Raw genomic sequence first — 18461 nt, forward strand, 5'->3', positions numbered from 1 at the left:
CTTGTTGGCGCTGGATTATAGTCCCATGTTGCGAGGTGTCAAACATACGCGTATGTGTACCATGAATGCGTAGGCCGAAGGACAAGGCGGCGGGCCTGAGCCCCGCGGAACGGACCCGGCTCTGGCGCGAGGAGCGCCAGCGCCTGGGGCTCGTGAAGCTTGAGCTCTGGGTTCCCCCGGCGGCCAAGTCGGATGTCCAGGCCGCAGCAAGAGCCATTATCACAGCGTCGAGCCGCGGACCGGCGCTGATGAAGAACCCAGACCCTCCGCAGGGACCTTTCCAGATGGACCATGTCATCGACACCGATTGGTCGGTGCAGAGTCTCGCACAGGCGCTCACCGAAACCCGCCTGCTGCGCGACGGCGAACTGACCGCCCGCGTTCTGGAGGGGACCGAGCCCGTGCTGCAGATCACCATGCACGAGTTCGGCGACCTGCCGATCTTCCTCTCCGTGGGCGCCGAACAAATCGTCGTGTCCGCCCTGATGTGGCCTGTGGACGAACAGAAGGACCAGGCGGCGTTCAACGTCTTCCTCCTCAAGGCCCAGAAGCTGGTGCCGCTGTCGAACTTCGGCATCACCACCGTGGCGGGCCGCGACTACTATGAGATCTTCGGCGAGCTGACCTGCAAGACCACGCTGCAGACGGTGATCATCGAGCTGCGCATGCTGGCCGAGAACGCCATCCGGGCGGCGGACGAGCTGCGCGAAAACTTCGCCGCCGCGGCCTGAGGAACATCCCATGTCGATCTTCACGAAGCTGATCACCCTGTTCCGCGGCACGGCGCACGAGGCCGGGGCGGCGGTGGTGGACGCCAACGCCCTGCGCATCCTGGACCAGGAGATCCGCGACGCCGACAACGCCCTGGGCCGCGCCCGGGACGACCTGGCCACCCTGGTCGCCAAGCGCCGGATGCTGGAGAAGGAGCTGCAGGGCCTGCAGGACATGGCCGCTCGTTACGAAAGCTCGGCCCGGGCGGCGCTGGAAAAGGGCGACGAGGCCCTGGCCCTGGAAGTGGCCCAACGCATCTCGGAGCTGGAGACCGACGTCGGGACCAAGACGCCGCAGCTCGCCGACATGCGCGCCGCCGAGGAGCGCATGCACCAGACCATCGCCCAGACCCAGCAGCGGGTGGAGAACCTGCGCCGCGAGATCGACGTGGTGAAGGTGAACGACAGCGTCCAGCGCGCCCAGGCCGCCGTGGCCAGCCAAGGCGCCGGCGCCGCCTCGCGCCTGGGCTCGGCCGCCGACAGCCTCAAGCGCATCAAGGAGCGCCAGGCGATCGCCGACGAGAAGTTCAAGGCCGCCGGAGAGCTGGAGGACCGCCGCACCGGCGCCGACCTGGACGCCAAGCTGAAGGCGGCGGGCATCCTCCCCGGGCACTCGTCGGCCAACGACGTCCTGGCCCGCCTGAAGGCGCCCAAGCAGGAGCCGCTGCAGATCGAGGCGCCCCGCCTGCAGATCGAGGCCCAGCCCGTGCCGGTCAAGCGCGACGCGGAGAGCTGAGGCTCAGGTGAAACGCATCACGACGACCGAGCGCCCCGGCTGGGACCAGAAGGCCGAGGCGCTCGGCTTCACCTGGCGCCACCTGGACGGCGCACGGTACTGGGACGAGCGGGCCTACTACCAGTTCACGCTTCCCGAGATCGAAGACGGCGTCGAGGCGCCGGCGCGCGAGCTGCACGCCCTGTGCCTCGACCTGGTGGACGAGGTGGTGAAGAGCGAGGCGCTTATGGCCCGACTGGCCATCCCGGAGGCCTCGCGCGACGACGTGGCCGAGAGCTGGGCGCGCAGGGACCCCAGCCTCTACGGCCGCTTCGACTTCGCCTACGACGGGTCGGGTCCGGCGAAGCTCTTCGAGTACAACGCCGATACGCCCACCAGCATCTACGAGACCGGCACGTTCCAGTGGATCTGGCTGGAGGACATGATCGCCGCCGGCGCCCTGCCGGCCAACGCCGACCAGTTCAACAGCCTGCACGAGAAGCTGGAGCAGCGGTTCGCGGCCATCTTCCCCACCGGCGGCTTCGTCCACTTCGCCAGCGACCCGGACGCGGTCGAGGATCGCCAGACGGTGAAGTACCTGGAGGACATCGCCGGTCAGGCGGGGATCGAGCCGAAGTTCGTCCCGATCGAGAGCATCGGCCTGGACGCCGACGGCCGCTTCGTCGACCAGGACAACTACATCATCCAGGCGATCTTCAAGCTGTACCCGTGGGAGGAGATGTTCCGCGAGGACTACGCTTCCGAGATCAAGGGCTCGAAGACGCGGTTCATCGAGCCGGCGTGGAAAGCGATCCTCTCGAACAAGGGGATGCTGCCGCTGCTCTGGGCGCGGCACGCGGGCCATCCGAACCTGCTGCCGGCCTATTTCGAGGACGATCCCCGGGCCGCGGAGCTGGGCCGGTCCTATGTGAGGAAGCCGCTGTTCAGCCGCGAGGGCGCCAACATCGAGCTGGTGGACGACGGACGTCGAGCCAAGGTCCTGGACCAGGGCTATGGCGAGGAAGGCCATATCCGCCAGGCCCTGCACCCTCTCAAATCCTTCGACGGAAACTATCCCGTCGTGGGCGCGTGGATCGTGGGCGACGAACCCGCCGGTGTCGGCATCCGCGAGGACCGCAGCCGGGTCACCAAGAACCTCAGCCGCTTCGTGCCCCACGTGATCCTGTAGGGCGGGCCGCAAAAGAGCGGAAGGCGCGGGCAGCGCCTTCCGCAGTTGCAGGAGCTGCGCGTTGCGGAGCGCAGCCCTGGCGAACGGGGCCGCTACAGCAGCGCGAAGACGGCGAGGGCGACGGGCAGGACGAACACCACCGCCACCACCACGCCGAGGACAGTGTCGTGCAGGTGGCGTTGGGTGGCGTCCAGGCGGGCGTCGTCGAGGCAATGGCTGGTCATGGGGAGCTCCTGGGGAGGGAGGCTTCGGATGACCGTGTTAAACGCCGAACAAGCGCGGCCGACAAAGGAGAAGTCGGCCGTTCAGTTGATCCTGGATCACTCGAACCGCTCCAGCCCGTCGGCGTCGGCCTGGGCCAGAAGCCAGTTGCGGAACTTGCGGATGTCGGGCCGCTCCGCCTTTTCCGGCAGGCTGAGGATCCATTGGCTGAACGGGCTGCGCAGCTCGACGTCGAAGGGCTTCACCAGCCGTCCGGTGGCCAATTCGTCCAGCACCAGGGCCCGCTCGCCCAGGGCGACGCCGCGCCCGGCGATCGCCGCCTCGATGGCCAGGTAGACGTTTGAGAACTGCTGTCCCCGCCGCCATTCCACCTCCGGCGCTCCGGCCAGCGCCAGCCAGTCGCCCCAATGCGGTTCGCCCTGGGCCAGGTAGACGTCGGCCAGCAGGTGGGCGTTTGCCAGGTCCCGTGGCGTCTCGAGCCGGGTGTGCTCCAGCAGGCGCGGGCTGCACACCGGGAACATGAACAGGGACACCAGTTTCTTCGCATGCAGGCCGGGATAGGGGCCGCGGCCGAACCGGATCGCCACGTCATAGCGATCGCGAACAAGGTCCACGGCGGTGTCGGAGGCGGCCACCAGCACCTGGATGTCCGGGTGGCGCTCGTTGAAGAGGTGCAGGCGCGGCACCAGCCAGCGGGCGGCGAAGGAATGCATGGCGGTGACGGCGAGCACGCCCGGCCGTTCGCTGCGCACCTCGGCCACCGCCTCCTCCATGAGGCTCAGGCCCTGGCGGACGCCCGTGGCCAGACGCCGGCCGGTCTCGGTAAGACGGACCGCGCGGTTGAATCGCTCGAAGAGCCGCGTGGCGAGCTCGGTCTCCAGCGCCTTGATCTGGCGGCTGACGGCGCCGGGGGTGATGGCCAGCTCCTCGGCCGCCTGCAGGAAGCTCTCGTGCCGCGCCGCCGCCTCGAAGACCCGCAGGGCGGTGAGGGGAAGGCGCGGCCCGCTCATGACGCCAGGAACAGATGCCGCGAGGGGCAGAGGTCGGCTACATGGCATTCCGCGCACTTGGGCCGGCGGGCCGTGCAGACGTAGCGGCCGTGCAGGATCAGCCAGTGGTGGGCCCGGGTCAGGTAGGGCTCGGGCACGATCGCCATCAGGTCGGCCTCGACCTTGTCGGGCGTCTTGCCGACGGAGAGTCCCAGGCGGTGCGACACGCGGAACACGTGGGTGTCGACGGCGATGGCGGGCTCGATGCGCAGCTCGTTCAGCACCACGGAGGCGGTCTTGCGGCCGACGCCCGGCAGCTTCTGAAGCGCCTCTCGGTCCAGGGGCACCTCGCCGCCGTGCTGGGCGATCAGGATCTCGGCCATCCGGATCACGTTCTTGGCCTTCATGTTGTAGAGGCCGATGGACGAGATGAACGGCTTCAGGCCGTCCTCCCCCAGCGCCAGCATCTTCTGCGGCGTGTCGGCGGCCGCGAAGAGTTTCGCCGTGGCCTTGTTCACCGAAACGTCGGTGGCCTGGGCCGACAGGGCGACCGCCACCACCAGCTCGTAGGGGCTGGAATAGTTCAGCTCGGTCCGCGGATCGGATTCATAGCCCTCGAACCGCTCGAACAGCTCGGCGATCCGTGCCGCCTCGGCGGGCTTCAGCTTGCTGCGGGCGGGGGGCTTGGCCATCGCCGGCAAACTGCCTTGCGCCTCCCAAGCTTGTCATCCCGGTTTTGGCTTAGCCAAAGACCGGGACCCCGACCTGTCGAGCTGGGGGCGGAGCAGGGTGGCGCGGTGTCACCCAGCCTTCGAGCGCCACACATCGGGGTCCCGGTCTTCGCGTGCCGCGAAACCGGGATGCCAAAGGTGATTTACCCCCGATCCACCGCGAACGGCCCGAAGGCCTGCTGGACCGGCATGATCTCGAGCGTGTTGACGTTGATGTGGGCCGGGAGCCTCAGCACGCTCTCGCAGACCAGGGCCACGTCGTCGGCGCTCATGGCGTGGACGCCTTGGTAGACCTTGCCGGCCGCGTCCGCGTCACCCTTGAAGCGGACCACGGAGAACTCAGTCTCGGCCATGCCGGGCTCGATGGAGGTGACCCGCACCTTCGCGCCCAGCAGGTCGGCCCGCAGGTTCAGGGAGAACTGACGCACGAAGCTCTTGGTCGCGCCGTACACATTGCCGCCGGGGTAGGGATAGTTGGCGGCCACGGAAGAGATGTTGAGGATGTCGCCGCGGTCGCGGGCCACCATGCCCGGCAGCACCGCACGGGTGATGCGCACAAGGCCGGTGACATTGGTGGCGATCATCGTCTCCCAGTCGTCGAGCGACGCCTCGTGGGCCTTGTTCAGGCCGAGGGCCAGGCCGGCGTTGTTGTAGAGGATGTCGATCGCCTCGAAGGCGGCCGGCAGGCTGGGCAGCAGGGCTTCGACCGACGCCTCGTCGGTGACGTCGAGCTCGCGGGCGAGCAGCCGGTCGGTTCCGAGCTCGGCGGCGAGGGCGGCCAGGCGCTCGGCCCGCCGGCCGGTAGCGATCACCCGCCCGCCGGCGGCGATCAGCCGGCGGGTCATGGCCTCCCCGAAGCCCGAGGTGGCGCCCGTCACCAGGGCGATGCGCCCGTCAGCCCACGTCTCGCTCATCATCCCACCTTCGCCACGGAATCCACGATCTGCGCCGCCGCCTGCGGGCCGATGAGGCGCTCCACGATCCATGCGGCCAGGTCCTGGGTGGCCAGGCAGCCGCCGCCGGTGGCGACATTGCCGTGGATCACCAGGGGCCGGCGCTCGGTGCGCACGCCCATCGCCTCGAGCTCGGCGAAGACGCTGGGATAGGTGGTTGCGCTCAGCCCTTCAAGCAGCCCCAGGGCCGCCAGGATCAGGACACCGGAATCGATGGCGGCGATGAGTTGCCGGGACGGGTCCAGCCGCAGCGCGGCGAGGAACGCAGGATCCTTGATCTTCAGGCGGCTACCGGGGCCGCTGACGATGAAGACCGCATCGGCGTCCGCGGCCCAGGACAGCGGCTCGTGCCGGTCGATGGCCAGGCCGGAATAGGAAGAAAAGCGGGGCTGATCGGCGCAGATGCGCACGTCCCACTCGCCGTCGTAGGCGGCGTAGGTGGGGTCTTTGACGCGGTAGAACAGGTCCCAGGGCATGAACAGGTCCACGTCCGTGAACCCCTCGAACCCGATCATGGCGATCTTCATGCGCAGCCTCCGTCGATGCCGAGGGCCTCAGTTGGGACGGTCGCGCCCGGGCCGTGAGAGCCAGTTCCGCGGGCGTGGACTTCGCTCTATCCTGGCCTCATGAGCCGGCCGCTCTACATGGACGCCGAGATCAAGCCGAACCGCTCCCTGTCCGAGCGGGGGTTCGTGATCCTCATCTCGATCGTCACGGCGGCCAATGTCGCATCGGCCATCGTCTTCATCCGCATGGGCGCGCACTACGTGGTGCCGTTCCTGGGCCTCGACGTCCTGGCGGTGGCGTTCGCCTTCGCGGTGAGCTTCCGGGCTGGCCGCGTGATCGAGCGGGTCCAGGTCAGCCCGGCGCAGGTGCGCATCACCCGCGAGACGCCCAAGGACGTCCGGGTGATCTGGGAAAGCCCCACCGCGTTCACCCGCGTCGCCACGGTGCGCGACGAGGAGGATCGGGTGATGGCTCTGACCCTGAGGCTGTCCGGGCGGGAGACCGCTGTGGCCGCGGCCCTCAGCCCCGGCGAGCGCGGCGAGTTCGCCAAGGCCCTGGAGGACGCCATCTGGCGCGCCAGGCGCGGCGCTACCTGACCGCGGGGGTCCCGGCCACCGCCGCCTTCAGCTCCGCCAGGCGGCGATCGTCGGCGGGATGGGTGGAGATCACTTCGGGCGGCTTGCCGGCCGCCTCGGCCCGGGCGGTCATCCGCTCCCAGAAGCGCACCGCCGCGGCGGGGTCCATGCCGGCCTTGCGCATCAGATCCACGCCCACGCGGTCGGCTTCCAGCTCGTGGCGACGGGAGTAGGGCAGGATCACGCCGAACATGGCGCCCATGCCGAGGGCCGCCCCGATCTCGTCGGCGTACTGCCCGGCGTCCTCGGCAATCAGCCGCTCGATGATGGCGACGCCGGCCTGAACCGCCAGTTCCTGGCTCACCCGCTCGGCGGAATGGCGCGCGATCACGTGGCCCACCTCGTGGCCGAGGACGGAGCCGATCTCCGCGTCGCTCTGGGCGAACTCCAGCAGCCCGCGGAAGAACCCGACCCTACCGTTTGGCAGGACGAAGGCGTTGAACTCGGGGCTGTCCAGCACTGTGAACGACCAGTCGAGATCGGTGCGGCCGGCCGCCTTCACCAGCGGCGCGCCGATCCGGGCGAGGCGCGCGTGCGCCGCCGGGTCGGCGACCGGCGGGACCTTGGCGGCCATCTCGGCCCAGGCCTGGTCGGCGAGGGTGGCGAGCTGGCCGTCGTCGACGACCACGAACTGCCGCCGGCCCGTGGCCTCGTTCTCACTGCAGCCGGCGAGGGCGGAGGCCCCCAGCGCCGCCATGAACCCCCGACGCGACAGTCCCCAGCAGGCGCGGCACATCCTACAGGATGAACTTGCTGAGGTCGGCGTTGCCCGCCAGTTCGCCGACACGTCCCTGCACATAGGCCGCGTCGATGGCGATGGTCTCGCCGGTGCGGTCGGCGGCCGTGAAGCTGATCTCCTCCATCACCTTCTCCAGCACCGTCTGCAGCCGCCGGGCGCCGATGTTCTCCACCGAGCCGTTCACCGCCACCGCGGCGTCGGCCAGGGCGTCGTAGGCGTCTTCCGTAAAGGTCAGGGTCACGCCCTCGGTGGCTAGCAGGGCCTGGTGCTGGCGGACCAGGTTGGCCTCGGGCTCCACCAGGATGCGGCGCATGTCCTCGCGGGTCAGGGCCTTCAGCTCCACCCGGATCGGCAGGCGGCCCTGCAGCTCGGGCAGGAGGTCGGACGGCTTGGCCACGTGGAAGGCGCCCGAGGCGATGAAGAGGATGTGGTCGGTCTTCACCGGCCCGTACTTGGTGGAAACGGTTGTCCCCTCGATGAGCGGCAGCAGGTCGCGCTGGACCCCCTCGCGGCTGACGTCCGCGCCGGCGCGCTCGCGGCTGGAGGCCACCTTGTCGATCTCGTCCAGGAAGACGATGCCCTGGTTCTCGGCCAGGGACAGGGCCTCGGTGGTCAGGGCCTCCTGGTCGACCAGCTTGTCACTCTCCTCCGCGATCAGGGGCGCCCAGGCGCCTGACACGCTGGTCTTGTGGGTCTTCGTGCGGCCGCCGAAGGCCTTGCCGAACATCTCGCCGATGTTGAGCATGCCCATGTTGGGCTGGCCCGGGATCTCCATCATCGGCATGGACGGCCCGCTGTCGGCGAGCTGCAGCTCCACCTCCTTGTCGTCCAGTTCCCCGGCGCGCAGCTTCTTGCGGAAGCTCTCCCGCGCGGCGGTGGAGCTCGGGCCGGTGAGGGCGTCCAGGATGCGCTCTTCCGCGGCGGCCTCGGCGCGGGCGCGGACGCCGGCGCGGCGCTTCTCGCGCACCATGGCGATGGCGCTTTCGACCAGGTCGCGGACGATCTGGTCCACATCGCGGCCGACGTAGCCCACCTCGGTGAACTTGGTGGCCTCGACCTTCAGGAACGGCGCCTGGGCCAGCTTGGCGAGGCGGCGGGCGATCTCGGTCTTGCCGACGCCGGTGGGGCCGATCATCAGGATGTTCTTGGGCGTGACCTCGTCGCGCAGATCGTCCGGCACGCGCCGGCGGCGCCAGCGGTTGCGCAGGGCGACGGCCACGGCCTTCTTGGCCTCGTGCTGTCCGACGATGTAGCGGTCGAGTTCGGAGACGATCTCGCGGGGGGAAAATTCGGTCATGTCGGCCGCTAGATAGTCACGAAGCGGGCGGCGCGACAGCCTCCGCCTGAACCGGGGGCGCCTGGAGGGGCGGGGCGGCGAGCAACTCGTCGAACAGCAGCCGCCATCCGGCCGCGTCGTTGCGCCAGATCCGCACGTAGTGGCCGCGCTGTTCCGCACCGTCCGCGGTCCAGCGCGCCGCGCCATAGGTCCAGGCCAGGTCGCCGGCGCTGGAGGCCTGGCCGCCCTGGGGGGCGAAGGCGATGGACGTGGGCCGGGTCGCGAGCTCGGCCTCCAGGTCGGCGCGGCTCGCCGGGGGCTTGCGGCGCGAACCGACGATGCGGCCATCGTCTGCGACCACCGACAGAAAGGCGGCGGGCGCGTCGGTCTTCGCCGCGGCGTGCAGCGCGACCTCGGCCTTCATCACCTGGTTCATGGCCTTGGCGGACGAGCCGGCCTGCCGGGCGGCGAGCTTAGCGTAGGCGACGTCCGACCCTTGCGGCGCGGCGCCCGTCTGGTCGCTGGGCGGGCCGCCGTCGAACAGCCACTTCCAGGCCCCGTCCGGTTGCTTGGCCCAGACCGTGAAATAGTAGCCGCCCGGCGCGCCGTCGGCGGTGTAGGGGCCGGTGGTGAAGCCGAGGTCCCCCGAACGGGCGATCCCGGCCCACAGGGGCCACCAGATCAGCTCCACCCCCTTCGGCCGCGGCTGGCCGTAGACGGCCTTGGCGAGCAGGGGCTCGGGCGCAAACACGATGCCGTCGGGCGCCGAATGCTTCAGGAAGCTGGCCTGCACGCCCAGCGCCTGGCCGTCGGCCGCGAAGGCCCGTTCGGCGGCGACGACCGGCTCGGGCGTCACCGGGGCGGCGAGGGCAGGGAAGGCGAGGAAGGCCGCGATCAGGGCGACGCTAGAGGACCTCAACCGTCAGTTCTCCATTGGTGTAGACGCAGATGTCTGCGGCGATACCCATGGCTTTGCGTGCGACCGTCTCCGCGTCCAGGCCCTTTACGTCCAACAGCGCCCTGGCTGCTGCGAACGCATAGTTCCCGCCGGAGCCGATGGCGGCGACGCCGTACTCCGGCTCCAGCACGTCGCCCACGCCGGTGACGGTGAAGATCTGGTCCTTGTCGGCCACCAGCAGCATGGCTTCCAGGCGGCGCAGGTAGCGGTCGGTCCGCCAGTCCTTGGCCAGGTCCACACAGGCGCGGGCCAGCTGCTCGGGATACTGCTCCAGCTTGGCCTCGAGCCGCTCGATCAGGGTGAAGGCGTCGGCGGTGGAGCCGGCGAACCCCGCGATAACCCGGCCGCCGGCCAGCTTGCGGACCTTTTTCGCAGTGCCTTTGACGATGGTCTGGCCCATGGAGACCTGGCCGTCGCCGGCCACGACGGTCTTGCCGTCCTTGCGGACCGCGAGGATCGTGGTCCCGTGCCAATCGGGGAAGGCTGAGCTATTCGACATCCGGGCGATGTGAGCAGCGCGCCCGCCGAGGTCAAGGGAATGACATTCGACGATGAGGAGATCGAACGCTACGCCCGGCACCTGGTGCTAGGCGAGGTGGGCGGCCCGGGACAGCAGAAGCTGAAGGGCTCCAGCGTGCTGGTGGTGGGCGCCGGAGGGCTCGGCGCGCCGGTGTCGCTGTACCTGGCGGCGGCGGGCGTGGGCACGATCATCCTGGCCGACCCGGACGATGTGGACCGCTCGAACCTGCAGCGGCAGGTGATCTACGCCGAGGACGACCTGGGGCGGCCCAAGGTGGACGCGGCGGCCGACCGGTTGGCGGCGCTGAACCCGCATGTGTTCGTGGCGGGGTTCCAGGGCGCGTTCGACGCCGCCACCGCCGACCAGCTGGTCGAGGGCGTGGACCTGGTGCTGGATGGCACCGACGACTTCGCCACCCGCTACTGCGTGAACGACGCCTGCGTGCGCCACGGCAAGCCCCTGGTGTCCGGGGCCATCGGCCGCTGGACGGGCCAGGTGGGGGTGTTCGGCCGCCAGCCCTGCTACCGTTGCCTGGTGCCCGAGATCCCGCCCGACGCCGAGACCTGTGTCGCGGTGGGCGTGGTGGGCGCGCTGGCGGGCGTGATCGGCTCGATGATGGCGCTGGAAGCGGTGAAACTGATCGTGGGCGCCGGCGAGCCCCTCGTCGGGCGCCTGCTGATCTACGACGCCCTGGCGGCGGAGACCCGCACGGTGCGCGTGGCCGGGGATCCCGACTGTCCGGTCTGCGGAGGCGCCGCCGCCTAGATGTGCTTGCCGATGAACGCGGTCGCGGTCTCCAGCACCGTCTTCCAGGTGGCGTCGGACCAGCCCCGGTGGCCTTCGCCTTTCAGCTCCACGAGGTCGCACGTCTTGCCGGCGGCCTTCAGGGCCTTGGCCATCTGGCGCGACTGCTTGGGGTCGACGATGGTGTCTTCGGTCCCGTGGATCAGCAGCACCGGCGCCTGGATCTCGGCTGCGCGGCGCGCGGGCGAGGCGCGGACCAGCAGGTCTTCGTCGGCGCGCGGGTCGCCCATGGAGGCGCGCCAGTAGGCGTAAGCCGGCGAATCCGCCCCGTCCTCCCGCCGGGAAAAGGCCAGGCTCTCGATCAGGTCCGCGTCGCCGGCGATGGAGACCACCGCCCGGTAGAGGTCAGGCCGCCGCACGGCGCCCATCAGGGCCGAGTAGCCGCCATAGCTGGCGCCCAGGATCGCCAGCCGCTTCGGGTCGGCCCGGCCCGCGGCCACGAGCTGGGCCACGGCGTCCTCCACGTCCGCCTGCATGCGGTCGGCCCACTGGCGGCGACCCTGCTCGGCGAAGGCCCGCCCGTAGCCGCCCGAGCCGCGGAAGTTCGGTTGCAGCACCAGCCAGCCGCGCGCCGCGAGGGCCTGGGCCGTCAGGTCGTAGTCCAGGTAGTCGCGCACCTCCGGTCCGCCGTGCGGCATCACCACCATGGGCCGCGGCCTGCCTGACGCCTGGATCGGGACGGTCAGGTAGGCGGGGATCTCGGCCCCGTCGCGCGTGCGGACCTTCAGCGCCTCGCCCTTGGCGAGCCGTTCGGGCGTGAGCCAGGGCTTGCAGTGGCCCACATACTCCAGCCGCCGCGTCGTGCGGTCGTAGACCTGGAACGAGCCCGGCTCCTGCGGCCCCGTCGCCCGGAACAGCATCCGATTGTGGGCGACGTCGATGTCGTAGAGCTGGACGTTGCAGGCGTTCTTCAGGGCGGCGTTCACGGCCCGGAAGTGAGGAGCCAGCGCCGGGTCGGCGAACTCGTAGTTGAGCCGGTCGTCCCAGTAGGCGCTGGCCACCAGCTTCAGGTTCTCGTCGACGAAACAGGTCTCGAAGTCGCGATCCGGCCGCTCGGCGATCACGTCGCCGAACGAGAGGCTGGCCAGGTCGAAGGTGCGGATCACGCTGGTGTCGCGGCCCTCCATGCGCTGGCAGACCAGGAACACGCCGGCCTCGGGGGTCGGGCCCACCACGTCGAAGTCGGGCAGCTTCTTGCCCTCGGCGAACCGCGACTTGCGGATCAGCTTCCAGTCCTTCTCGCCGGGCGCGCGGCCATAGACCCACCCGACGGTGCCGCGGGCGTTGGAGTCCATCCGCAGCATCGGAACGCCGCCCTGGGTGAGCCAGAAGTCGGTGGCCGCCACGCCCTGTTCCACCAGTTCGGCGGCGCCGGTGTAGACGTCCACCTGGAACAGGCCATAGGCGCCGCGGCTGTCGTTCCACGCCTGCATCAGCACCCGGCGCGGATCGTCCTTCAGATAGTCCACCACCCGGGAGGCGTCGAAACCGCGGCGCAGCACCGAGCGCGATCCGGCGAACATCACGACGGGGTCCTGGCCCTTGAGATCGACCGAGATCACCCGCTTCACCGGAACGGGGACGAAGGTGTCGTAGAACCAGAGGCCGTAGGGCTGGCCCTTCTCGTCCTTGTGGAAGGTGATCCAGATCAGCAGGCGCTCGTTGTTGGCCCATTCGACGTGGCTGACCGACTGTTCGCCGATGACGGCCGCGTCAGGCCGCGCCGACAGGTCGGCCAGGCGGGAGAGCGTGACATAGGCGCTCTTCTTCCCGTCCTTCACCTGGGTGCGCAGGATCGCCAGCTGCTCGCCGTCGGGCGAGATGGCGGCATCGTGGACCTCGGGCTCGCGCAGCAATTCGTCGAGGCTGGGCGGCGTCGGGGCCGCGCCGGCCGCCTGGGCCGCAACGGGCGCCATCGCCGCGGCGGCGAGCATCGCGCGGCGCGTCAGCATGGTCCGAACGGAAGTGCCAGGCGCATTGAACGCCGATGCTTGAGGCTCGCGCGCGCGCCCGTCAATGGCGCCCAGGCGCGCAGGGGTCGGCGTGGCCGTGGCAACAGTTTGTCACGATAGGTCACGCGCCGCTCACAGGCCGGCGCCGTCGCCGCAGGATGGTCCCGCTCCCACGAGTGAGGAGTACCCTATGCCGCCCTTTCCGAACGCCGCTCCCCGCCGGCTGACCTCGCGCCTGCTGGCGGCCAGCGCCACGCTGGCCCTCGCGGCGCCCGCCGCCGCCCAGGAAGCCTCGCCCTACGGCCGCATGGTGGTGTTCGGCGACAGTATCTCGGACGGAGGCGCCTATGGCGCCAAGGCCCCCGCCGGCGCGGGCAGCTTCACCACCAACCCGGATCCGGTGTGGGTGGAGGTGATCGCCTCTGGGATCGGCCTGCCGCTCACGACCCACGTGGCAGGGGGCGACAACTACGCCGAGGGCGGCGCGCGGGTGAAGGAGGCCCGTCCCGATGCGCCGGGCGACCTGCCGCGCACGCCGGTGGTCAACCAGATCGACGCCTTCCTGGCCAAGGGCGGGACGTTCGACCCTGGCACGCTGGTGGTCATCCAGGGCGGCGGCAACGACGTCTTCGCCACCCAGACCAATGGCCTCGGCTTCACGCCCGGCGACCTGGCGGTCCTGGATCAGGCCGCCCTGGACCTGGCGGCGCAGGTGAAGCGCATCGAGGACGCGGGCTCGGCGACGATCGTCACGGTCAGCGTGCCCAGGTTCGAGGTCTTCAACAGCCGCTACCGGTCCGCCCTGGCCGCCACCGGCGCCAACGTCCTCTATGTCGATGTGGCGGCCCTGATCGCCGAGATCGAGGCCAATCCCGGCGAGTTCGGCATCGTGAACACCACCGACCGCGCCTGCCGCGGCACGGCGCTCGATTCGTTCCGCTGCCTGCCCGGGACCTATGTGACGCCCGACGCCAACCGCACCTATCTGTTCGCCGACAACGTCCACTTCACCGGCGTGGTGCACGAGATCGAAGGCGACGCGGTGCTGGCGGCCCTCCGCGCCCCGAGCCAGGTAGGCCAGCTCCCCTTCACGGCCCACGCCATCATGCGCTCCACCCAGGACGGCCTGGCCGAGTTCGGGCGCGCCGAGCCGGCCCGGGGCGGCGGCTGGAGGCTGTTCGGCTGGGCGGAGGGCGGCCAGTTCGACATCGACACGCGCGCCCGCGCCAGCGGCGTGGACGGCGACACCGCCGCGGCCACGGTCGGCGCCCTGCGGACGGTGCGGCCCGGGGTCACCGTGGGCGGGGCGTTCAGCTGGAGCCAGACGGATGGCGAGTTCGGCGGCGACACCGGCGGCTTCGACCTGCGCACCGTGACCGTGACGGCGTTGGCCCGGGTCGAGCGCGGCCCGTTCGACGCCGCCCTGCACGCCGCCTATGGCGACCTGGCGTTCGACGATGTCGAACGGCGCGTGGCGCTGGGCCCTGCCGAGCGGATCGAGGTCGGCGACACCCACGGGCGGATGTGGTCGGCCGGCGCTGAGGTCGGCGTGACCCGGCAGGCGGGCGCCTTCACGGTGCGGCCGCTGGCCGGGCTGCGCTACGAGCACGTCACCGTCGGCGCCTATGCCGAAGCCGGCGCACGGTCGACCCAGATCACCTTCGGCAAGCAGACCGTCGAGAGCCTGACCGCCTCGCTCGGCGCCGAGGCGGGCTGGGCCGCGACGGAGCGGGTCCGGCCGTTCGCGCGGCTGAGCTACGAGGCCGATCTCCTGGACGAGGCGCAGGCGCTGACGATCACGCCCAGCGGCGCGCCGGTTTCGTTCACCAGCGAGACGTTCCGGCCGGACGATAGCTACTTCGCCTATGGGGTCGGGGTGACGGCCGAGCTGCAGGCCGGGCTCTCCGGCAGCCTGCTTGTGTCCGGGACGTTCGGGCGCGGTGCGATGGACACCGCCGGGTTGCGGGTCGGCCTGCGCGGGCGGTTCTGACGCCTCAGGCCGCCTTCAGCCGCACGGTGGCGCGCAGCCCGCCCTCGGGCCGGTTCTCGAGGGTGAGGCTGCCGCCCTGGCTCTCGGCCAGCCCCTCCACGATGGCGAGCCCGAGGCCCGCGCCCCCCGTGCCGCGACCCCGCGAGGGCTCCAGGCGCTCGAACGGCTGGGTGAGGCGGGCCAGGGCCGCGGGCGGGGCGCCGGGCCCGTCGTCCTCCACCGCGAGGATCACGGTCTCGCCCTCACGCCAGGCCCGCAGCCGCGCGCTGCCGCCGTAGCGGACCGCGTTGTCGGTGAGGTTGTCGAGGATCCGGTGCAGGGCGATCGGCGAGGCGCGGACCTGCAGCGGTCCACCAGGTGGCGTGGCGTCGGACACCGGTTGGCCCAGTTCGCGGCGGCGCTGGACCAGGGCGGCGAACTCGGCGCGCACGTCCAGGGCCTCGGGCTCGCCGCCGGGCGCGCGCGTGACGCCCCGGGCGAACAGCAGGGCGTCGTCCACCAGCTGGCCCATCTCCTCCAGGTCGGCGATGGCGCGGGCCTGCTGGTCCGGGTCCGAAATGAACTCGGCCCGCAGCCGCAGGCGGGTCAGGTAGGTGCGCAGGTCGTGGGCGATGGCGGCCAGCATGCGGGTGCGGTCGTCCAGCAGGCCGCGCACCCGGTGCTTCAGCTCGTTGAGCGCCGACGACAGGTCCCGCACCTCGCGGACCCCACGCTCGGGCAGGTCGTGGGCGTGGACGTCGTCGGCGATGCTGCGGGCCGCCCGGGCGAGGCGGCGCACCGGCCGGATGGTCCACAGGCTGACCGACAGCACGCCCAGCATCACGGCGAGCGCGGCCAGGGCGAAGACGTAGGCCCGCTCGGCGACCCTCTGGACCAGGGTCTGGTTGCGCTGGACGATCATCACGTCGCCGGTCCGCAGGCCGACGAGCAGCCGCACGCGCCCGAGCGAGGGTTGCTGCCGGCGGACCTGGATGCGGAAGGGCCGGCCCTGCAGCTCCTCGCCGTACCGATCGAAGAAGCGGGCGAGGCGGGGCACGCGTTCGGCCGCCGCGCCGTTCGGCTCGATCGGAAATCCCTCGACCACCTCCACAGCCATCGGGCCGCGGTTGAGGGCGTCGACGACCAGCGGCCGGACATCCGGCGGCGCGGCCTCGACCGCCCGCGCCATGGCCGCGGCGTCGCGGGCGGAGGGGAGGCGGAAGACCAGGGGCCGGCCGTCGGGCCAGATCACCACCGCCAGGACGGCCGCCTGCAGCAGCACCAGCCCCACGGTCATCACCAGGGCCAGCCGCAGCGCCAGGCTGTCGCGCAGGCGCGGCATCAGCTCTTGGTGACGGGCAGGGCGAACAGATAGCCCCCGCCTCGTATGGTCCGGATCACCGTGGGCTGACGGAAGTCGTCGCGCAGCTTGCGGCGCAGGCGGCTGAGCTGGACGTCGATGGTGCGGTCGAAGGGCGTGGCGTCCCGGCCCCGGGTCCAGTCCAGCAGCTGTTCGCGGGTGAGGACCCGCTGCGGATGGGTCACGAAGGCGAGCAGCAGGTCGAATTCCCCGCCTGTGAGCTCGACGTCCGCGTCCTGCGGGTCGGTCAGGCGGCGCCCCGGCGCGTCCAGGGTCCAGCCGCCGAAGCGGTAGGTCTCGCGCGGCATCGGTCGCGCGGTGCTGTGCGCCTCGCGCGTGCGGCGCAGGACCGCCCGCACCCGGGCCACCAGTTCGCGCGGGTTGAACGGCTTGGCCACATAGTCGTCGGCGCCCAGCTCCAGACCCAGGATGCGGTCGATGTCGTCGCCCTTGGCGGTGACCATGATCACCGGCGTCTGCACCGGGGCGTTGCGCAGGCGCCGGCAGATGGACAGGCCGTCCTCGCCGGGCAGCATCAGGTCCAGGAGCACCAGATCGACCCGCCGCCGCTCGAGCAGCCGGTCCAACTCCTCGCCGCGGGCGCAGGTCGCCACGTCGAAGCCCTCGCGGGTCAGCAGGCCGTCCACCAGGAGGCGGATCTCGGGGTCGTCCTCGACGACGGCGATCAGGGTGCTCTCGGACATGGCGGACGCTCGCCGACTAGTTCGCAGACCGGTCGCGGCCACGGAAGCCGCAAACGGACGCGGTTACACTTCGTCACAAACGGGCGCCCCGGGTTCATGGGCCGACCAAACCGAGGCGCGAGAACGGAGACGTCCTAACACACGGAGTTTCCCATGCGTCCCCAACTTCTCCTCGCCTGCGCGGCGCTAAGCCTCGTGGCGACCGCCGCCGAAGCCGCCGGCAGCCGGAGCGGCTCGCGCTCGGTCCAGGGCCGGTTCGGCCACGGCTATGTGGCCAGCGGCTCGGTCGACTGGGGGAACGGCGCGGTGTCCCGCCAGGGCCAGCGCACCTTCAACAACGGCATGAGCCAGTCCGGCTGGAGCACCCTCTACCGCACCGACGACGGCTATACCCGTAGCCGCGGAGCCTCCGGCTCGGGCGGCCGCGCGATCTCGGCCACCAAGGACGTCTCGTTCGACGACGGCGGCGTCACCGTCAACCGCTCGGGCAGCACGGCCTCGGGCGACAGCTGGTCGCGCTCGCGCACCTGGCCGCGGCCCGACTGATGCGCCGCGTTCCGATCCTCATCGCCGCCCTCCTCGCGGGGGCGGCCCTCACCGGCTCGGCCTCGGCCCGCGAGCGGCTCGATCCGATGGAAATCCTGGAGAAGTCCGACGCGAACCGGGACGGCGCCATCAGCCGGGCGGAATTCATCGACGCGCGGCGCGCCCGGTTCGCCAAGATGGACCGCAACCGCGACGGCTATTTCTCGGACGACGACCTGCCCCGGATGGTCCGCAAGCGCGCAGGGGAGAAGGTCGACCGGGTTATCCAGGCCCTGGACGCCAACCGCGACGGCCGGCTCAGCCGCGTCGAGTTCGTGGACGGGCCCACCCGCCTGTTTGACCTGGGCGATGCGGACCGCAACGGCCTGATCGACCGCTACGAGATGGACCGCCTGCGCGCCCGGGTCGAGGCCCGGCGCGGCTAGGTCTACAGCATCTGCGGCAGGACCCGATCGGGCGGCCGATGGCCGTCCATCCAGGTCTTGATGTTGATGATCACCTTCTCGCCCATGTCGACGCGGGCTTCGACCGTGGCCGAGCCCATGTGGGGCAGCAGCACCGCATTGGGCAGCTTCAGGAGCTTGGGGTTGATCCGCGGCTCCTGTTCGAACACGTCGAGGCCCGCGCCGGCGACCTTGCCGTCGGCGAGGAGGTCGGCCAGCGCCTGTTCGTCGATGATGCTGCCCCGGGCCGTGTTGATCACGATCGCGTGCGGCTGCAGCAGCTTCAGCCGCCGCGCCGACAGGAGGTGGAAGCTGGCGGGATTGGCGGGGGCGTGCACCGTCACGATGTCGACCCGGGCCAACATCTGGTCGAGGCTCTCCCAGTAGGTCGCCTCGAGCTCGTCGGCGACCACGTGGCTGACGGGCTTGCGGTTGTGGTAGTGGATCTGCAGGCCGAAGGCCTTGGCGCGGCGGGCTAC

Annotated in this window: 21 protein-coding genes; 8 read left to right on the plus strand and 13 right to left on the minus strand. The window is 70.8% G+C overall.

All coding sequences use genetic code 11. From position 1 onward, the window contains the following. Positions 1–65 precede the first annotated feature (65 nt). Genes AX721_RS09820 through AX721_RS09830 form a run of 3 tightly spaced genes read left to right on the plus strand, consistent with a single transcriptional unit; the run spans position 66 to position 2674 of the window. Complete coding sequence (locus tag AX721_RS09820; RefSeq protein WP_068875837.1) at positions 66–731, plus strand: YjfI family protein; 666 nt, start codon at positions 66–68, stop codon at positions 729–731. 10 nt (positions 732–741) lie between these two features. Continuing rightward, positions 742–1506: a PspA/IM30 family protein gene (locus AX721_RS09825; RefSeq protein ID WP_068875838.1), complete on the plus strand. Its 765-nt coding sequence runs from the start codon at positions 742–744 to the stop codon at positions 1504–1506. Positions 1507–1513: 7 nt separating this feature from the next. Then, positions 1514–2674, plus strand: a complete 1161-nt coding sequence (locus AX721_RS09830; protein ID WP_068875839.1) for a glutathionylspermidine synthase family protein — start codon at positions 1514–1516, stop codon at positions 2672–2674. A 92-nt stretch (positions 2675–2766) separates the two neighbouring features. Here AX721_RS09830 and AX721_RS28585 read toward each other — a convergent pair whose 3' ends face one another. From AX721_RS28585 to AX721_RS09850, 5 genes are all read right to left on the minus strand, one after another. Then, entirely contained in the window at positions 2767–2898 is a 132-nt protein-coding gene (locus AX721_RS28585; protein ID WP_255355332.1) for a hypothetical protein, read from the minus strand. A gap of 96 nt (positions 2899–2994) precedes the next feature. After that, positions 2995–3906 carry a transcriptional regulator GcvA gene (gcvA, locus tag AX721_RS09835; protein ID WP_068875840.1) on the minus strand — a complete coding sequence of 304 codons (912 nt, stop codon included), beginning with the start codon at positions 3904–3906 and terminating at the stop codon, positions 2995–2997. Further along, complete coding sequence (gene nth, locus AX721_RS09840) at positions 3903–4577, minus strand: endonuclease III (RefSeq protein ID WP_068875841.1); 675 nt, start codon at positions 4575–4577, stop codon at positions 3903–3905. The genes gcvA and nth overlap by 4 nt, the downstream gene beginning before the upstream one ends. A gap of 182 nt (positions 4578–4759) precedes the next feature. Then, positions 4760–5530 carry an SDR family NAD(P)-dependent oxidoreductase gene (locus tag AX721_RS09845; RefSeq protein WP_197422520.1) on the minus strand — a complete coding sequence of 257 codons (771 nt, stop codon included), beginning with the start codon at positions 5528–5530 and terminating at the stop codon, positions 4760–4762. Beyond that, on the minus strand, positions 5530–6096 hold the full coding sequence (locus AX721_RS09850) for a DJ-1/PfpI family protein (RefSeq protein ID WP_082765622.1): 567 nt from the start codon (positions 6094–6096) through the stop codon (positions 5530–5532). Before AX721_RS09850 ends, AX721_RS09845 begins: the two co-directional genes overlap by 1 nt. A gap of 99 nt (positions 6097–6195) precedes the next feature. Here AX721_RS09850 and AX721_RS09855 point away from each other — a divergent pair, with 99 nt between their 5' ends. After that, positions 6196–6672, plus strand: coding sequence for a DUF2244 domain-containing protein (locus tag AX721_RS09855; protein ID WP_068875843.1), 477 nt, complete (start codon positions 6196–6198; stop codon positions 6670–6672). On the opposite strand, the gene AX721_RS09860 is transcribed toward AX721_RS09855, so the two are convergent. The 4 genes from AX721_RS09860 to hslV are packed head-to-tail and all read right to left on the minus strand — an operon-like array spanning position 6665 to position 10183. Continuing rightward, a complete protein-coding gene (locus AX721_RS09860; protein WP_197422521.1) occupies positions 6665–7408 on the minus strand; it encodes a M48 family metallopeptidase in 744 nt (247 codons plus the stop codon). The two genes, AX721_RS09855 and AX721_RS09860, sit on opposite strands and share 8 nt — an antisense overlap. Positions 7409–7448: 40 nt before the next feature. Then, on the minus strand, positions 7449–8747 hold the full coding sequence (gene hslU / locus AX721_RS09865) for an ATP-dependent protease ATPase subunit HslU (protein ID WP_068875845.1): 1299 nt from the start codon (positions 8745–8747) through the stop codon (positions 7449–7451). Between the two features lie 16 nt (positions 8748–8763). Further along, positions 8764–9645: a DUF4440 domain-containing protein gene (locus tag AX721_RS09870; protein WP_068875846.1), complete on the minus strand. Its 882-nt coding sequence runs from the start codon at positions 9643–9645 to the stop codon at positions 8764–8766. Further along, positions 9632–10183: an ATP-dependent protease subunit HslV gene (gene hslV, locus AX721_RS09875; protein WP_068875847.1), complete on the minus strand. Its 552-nt coding sequence runs from the start codon at positions 10181–10183 to the stop codon at positions 9632–9634. Before hslV ends, AX721_RS09870 begins: the two co-directional genes overlap by 14 nt. A gap of 39 nt (positions 10184–10222) precedes the next feature. Here hslV and AX721_RS09880 point away from each other — a divergent pair, with 39 nt between their 5' ends. After that, positions 10223–10969 carry a molybdopterin-synthase adenylyltransferase MoeB gene (locus AX721_RS09880; RefSeq protein WP_068875855.1) on the plus strand — a complete coding sequence of 249 codons (747 nt, stop codon included), beginning with the start codon at positions 10223–10225 and terminating at the stop codon, positions 10967–10969. Here AX721_RS09880 and AX721_RS09885 read toward each other — a convergent pair. After that, on the minus strand, positions 10966–12960 hold the full coding sequence (locus tag AX721_RS09885) for a S9 family peptidase (protein WP_068875848.1): 1995 nt from the start codon (positions 12958–12960) through the stop codon (positions 10966–10968). The two genes, AX721_RS09880 and AX721_RS09885, sit on opposite strands and share 4 nt — an antisense overlap. A 190-nt stretch (positions 12961–13150) precedes the next feature. Between AX721_RS09885 and AX721_RS09890 the strand changes: the two genes are divergently transcribed. Then, positions 13151–14950: an autotransporter domain-containing protein gene (locus AX721_RS09890; RefSeq protein WP_068875849.1), complete on the plus strand. Its 1800-nt coding sequence runs from the start codon at positions 13151–13153 to the stop codon at positions 14948–14950. 4 nt (positions 14951–14954) lie between these two features. Here AX721_RS09890 and AX721_RS09895 read toward each other — a convergent pair whose 3' ends face one another. Together AX721_RS09895 and AX721_RS09900 are read right to left on the minus strand one after the other, a co-directional pair. Next, on the minus strand, positions 14955–16271 hold the full coding sequence (locus tag AX721_RS09895) for an ATP-binding protein (protein WP_068875850.1): 1317 nt from the start codon (positions 16269–16271) through the stop codon (positions 14955–14957). Continuing rightward, positions 16271–16993 (minus strand): response regulator, encoded by a 723-nt coding sequence (locus tag AX721_RS09900; RefSeq protein ID WP_068875851.1) that lies wholly within the window; start codon positions 16991–16993, stop codon positions 16271–16273. Before AX721_RS09900 ends, AX721_RS09895 begins: the two co-directional genes overlap by 1 nt. 153 nt (positions 16994–17146) lie before the next feature. Here AX721_RS09900 and AX721_RS09905 point away from each other — a divergent pair, with 153 nt between their 5' ends. Further along, on the plus strand, positions 17147–17539 hold the full coding sequence (locus AX721_RS09905; RefSeq protein WP_068875852.1) for a hypothetical protein: 393 nt from the start codon (positions 17147–17149) through the stop codon (positions 17537–17539). Beyond that, positions 17539–17964 carry an EF-hand domain-containing protein gene (locus tag AX721_RS09910; protein WP_068875853.1) on the plus strand — a complete coding sequence of 142 codons (426 nt, stop codon included), beginning with the start codon at positions 17539–17541 and terminating at the stop codon, positions 17962–17964. Before AX721_RS09905 ends, AX721_RS09910 begins: the two co-directional genes overlap by 1 nt. A gap of 2 nt (positions 17965–17966) precedes the next feature. Here AX721_RS09910 and AX721_RS09915 read toward each other — a convergent pair. Continuing rightward, the coding region (locus AX721_RS09915; protein WP_304440889.1) for a 2-hydroxyacid dehydrogenase at positions 17967–18461 on the minus strand (495 nt) is incomplete at its 5' end.

It is taken from the genome of Phenylobacterium sp. CCH9-H3 (assembly GCF_001557235.1).
Lineage (GTDB): Bacteria > Pseudomonadota > Alphaproteobacteria > Caulobacterales > Caulobacteraceae > Phenylobacterium.

Excerpts from the sequence above, each read along its gene's own strand:
- gcvA (WP_068875840.1), bottom strand. The coding sequence starts at position 3,906 with ATGAGCGGGCCGCGCCTTCCCCTCACCGCCCTGCGGGTCTTCGAGGCG.
- nth (WP_068875841.1), bottom strand. The coding sequence starts at position 4,577 with ATGGCCAAGCCCCCCGCCCGCAGCAAGCTGAAGCCCGCCGAGGCGGCA.
- AX721_RS09895 (WP_068875850.1), bottom strand. The coding sequence starts at position 16,271 with ATGCCGCGCCTGCGCGACAGCCTGGCGCTGCGGCTGGCCCTGGTGATG.
- AX721_RS09850 (WP_082765622.1), bottom strand. The coding sequence starts at position 6,096 with ATGAAGATCGCCATGATCGGGTTCGAGGGGTTCACGGACGTGGACCTG.
- AX721_RS09825 (WP_068875838.1), top strand. The coding sequence starts at position 742 with ATGTCGATCTTCACGAAGCTGATCACCCTGTTCCGCGGCACGGCGCAC.
- AX721_RS09820 (WP_068875837.1), top strand. The coding sequence starts at position 66 with ATGCGTAGGCCGAAGGACAAGGCGGCGGGCCTGAGCCCCGCGGAACGG.
- AX721_RS09910 (WP_068875853.1), top strand. The coding sequence starts at position 17,539 with ATGCGCCGCGTTCCGATCCTCATCGCCGCCCTCCTCGCGGGGGCGGCC.
- AX721_RS09900 (WP_068875851.1), bottom strand. The coding sequence starts at position 16,993 with ATGTCCGAGAGCACCCTGATCGCCGTCGTCGAGGACGACCCCGAGATC.
- AX721_RS28585 (WP_255355332.1), bottom strand. The coding sequence starts at position 2,898 with ATGACCAGCCATTGCCTCGACGACGCCCGCCTGGACGCCACCCAACGC.
- AX721_RS09905 (WP_068875852.1), top strand. The coding sequence starts at position 17,147 with ATGCGTCCCCAACTTCTCCTCGCCTGCGCGGCGCTAAGCCTCGTGGCG.
- hslU (WP_068875845.1), bottom strand. The coding sequence starts at position 8,747 with ATGACCGAATTTTCCCCCCGCGAGATCGTCTCCGAACTCGACCGCTAC.
- AX721_RS09845 (WP_197422520.1), bottom strand. The coding sequence starts at position 5,530 with ATGAGCGAGACGTGGGCTGACGGGCGCATCGCCCTGGTGACGGGCGCC.
- AX721_RS09860 (WP_197422521.1), bottom strand. The coding sequence starts at position 7,408 with ATGGCGGCGCTGGGGGCCTCCGCCCTCGCCGGCTGCAGTGAGAACGAG.
- AX721_RS09855 (WP_068875843.1), top strand. The coding sequence starts at position 6,196 with ATGAGCCGGCCGCTCTACATGGACGCCGAGATCAAGCCGAACCGCTCC.
- AX721_RS09880 (WP_068875855.1), top strand. The coding sequence starts at position 10,223 with ATGACATTCGACGATGAGGAGATCGAACGCTACGCCCGGCACCTGGTG.
- AX721_RS09885 (WP_068875848.1), bottom strand. The coding sequence starts at position 12,960 with ATGCTGACGCGCCGCGCGATGCTCGCCGCCGCGGCGATGGCGCCCGTT.
- hslV (WP_068875847.1), bottom strand. The coding sequence starts at position 10,183 with ATGTCGAATAGCTCAGCCTTCCCCGATTGGCACGGGACCACGATCCTC.
- AX721_RS09890 (WP_068875849.1), top strand. The coding sequence starts at position 13,151 with ATGCCGCCCTTTCCGAACGCCGCTCCCCGCCGGCTGACCTCGCGCCTG.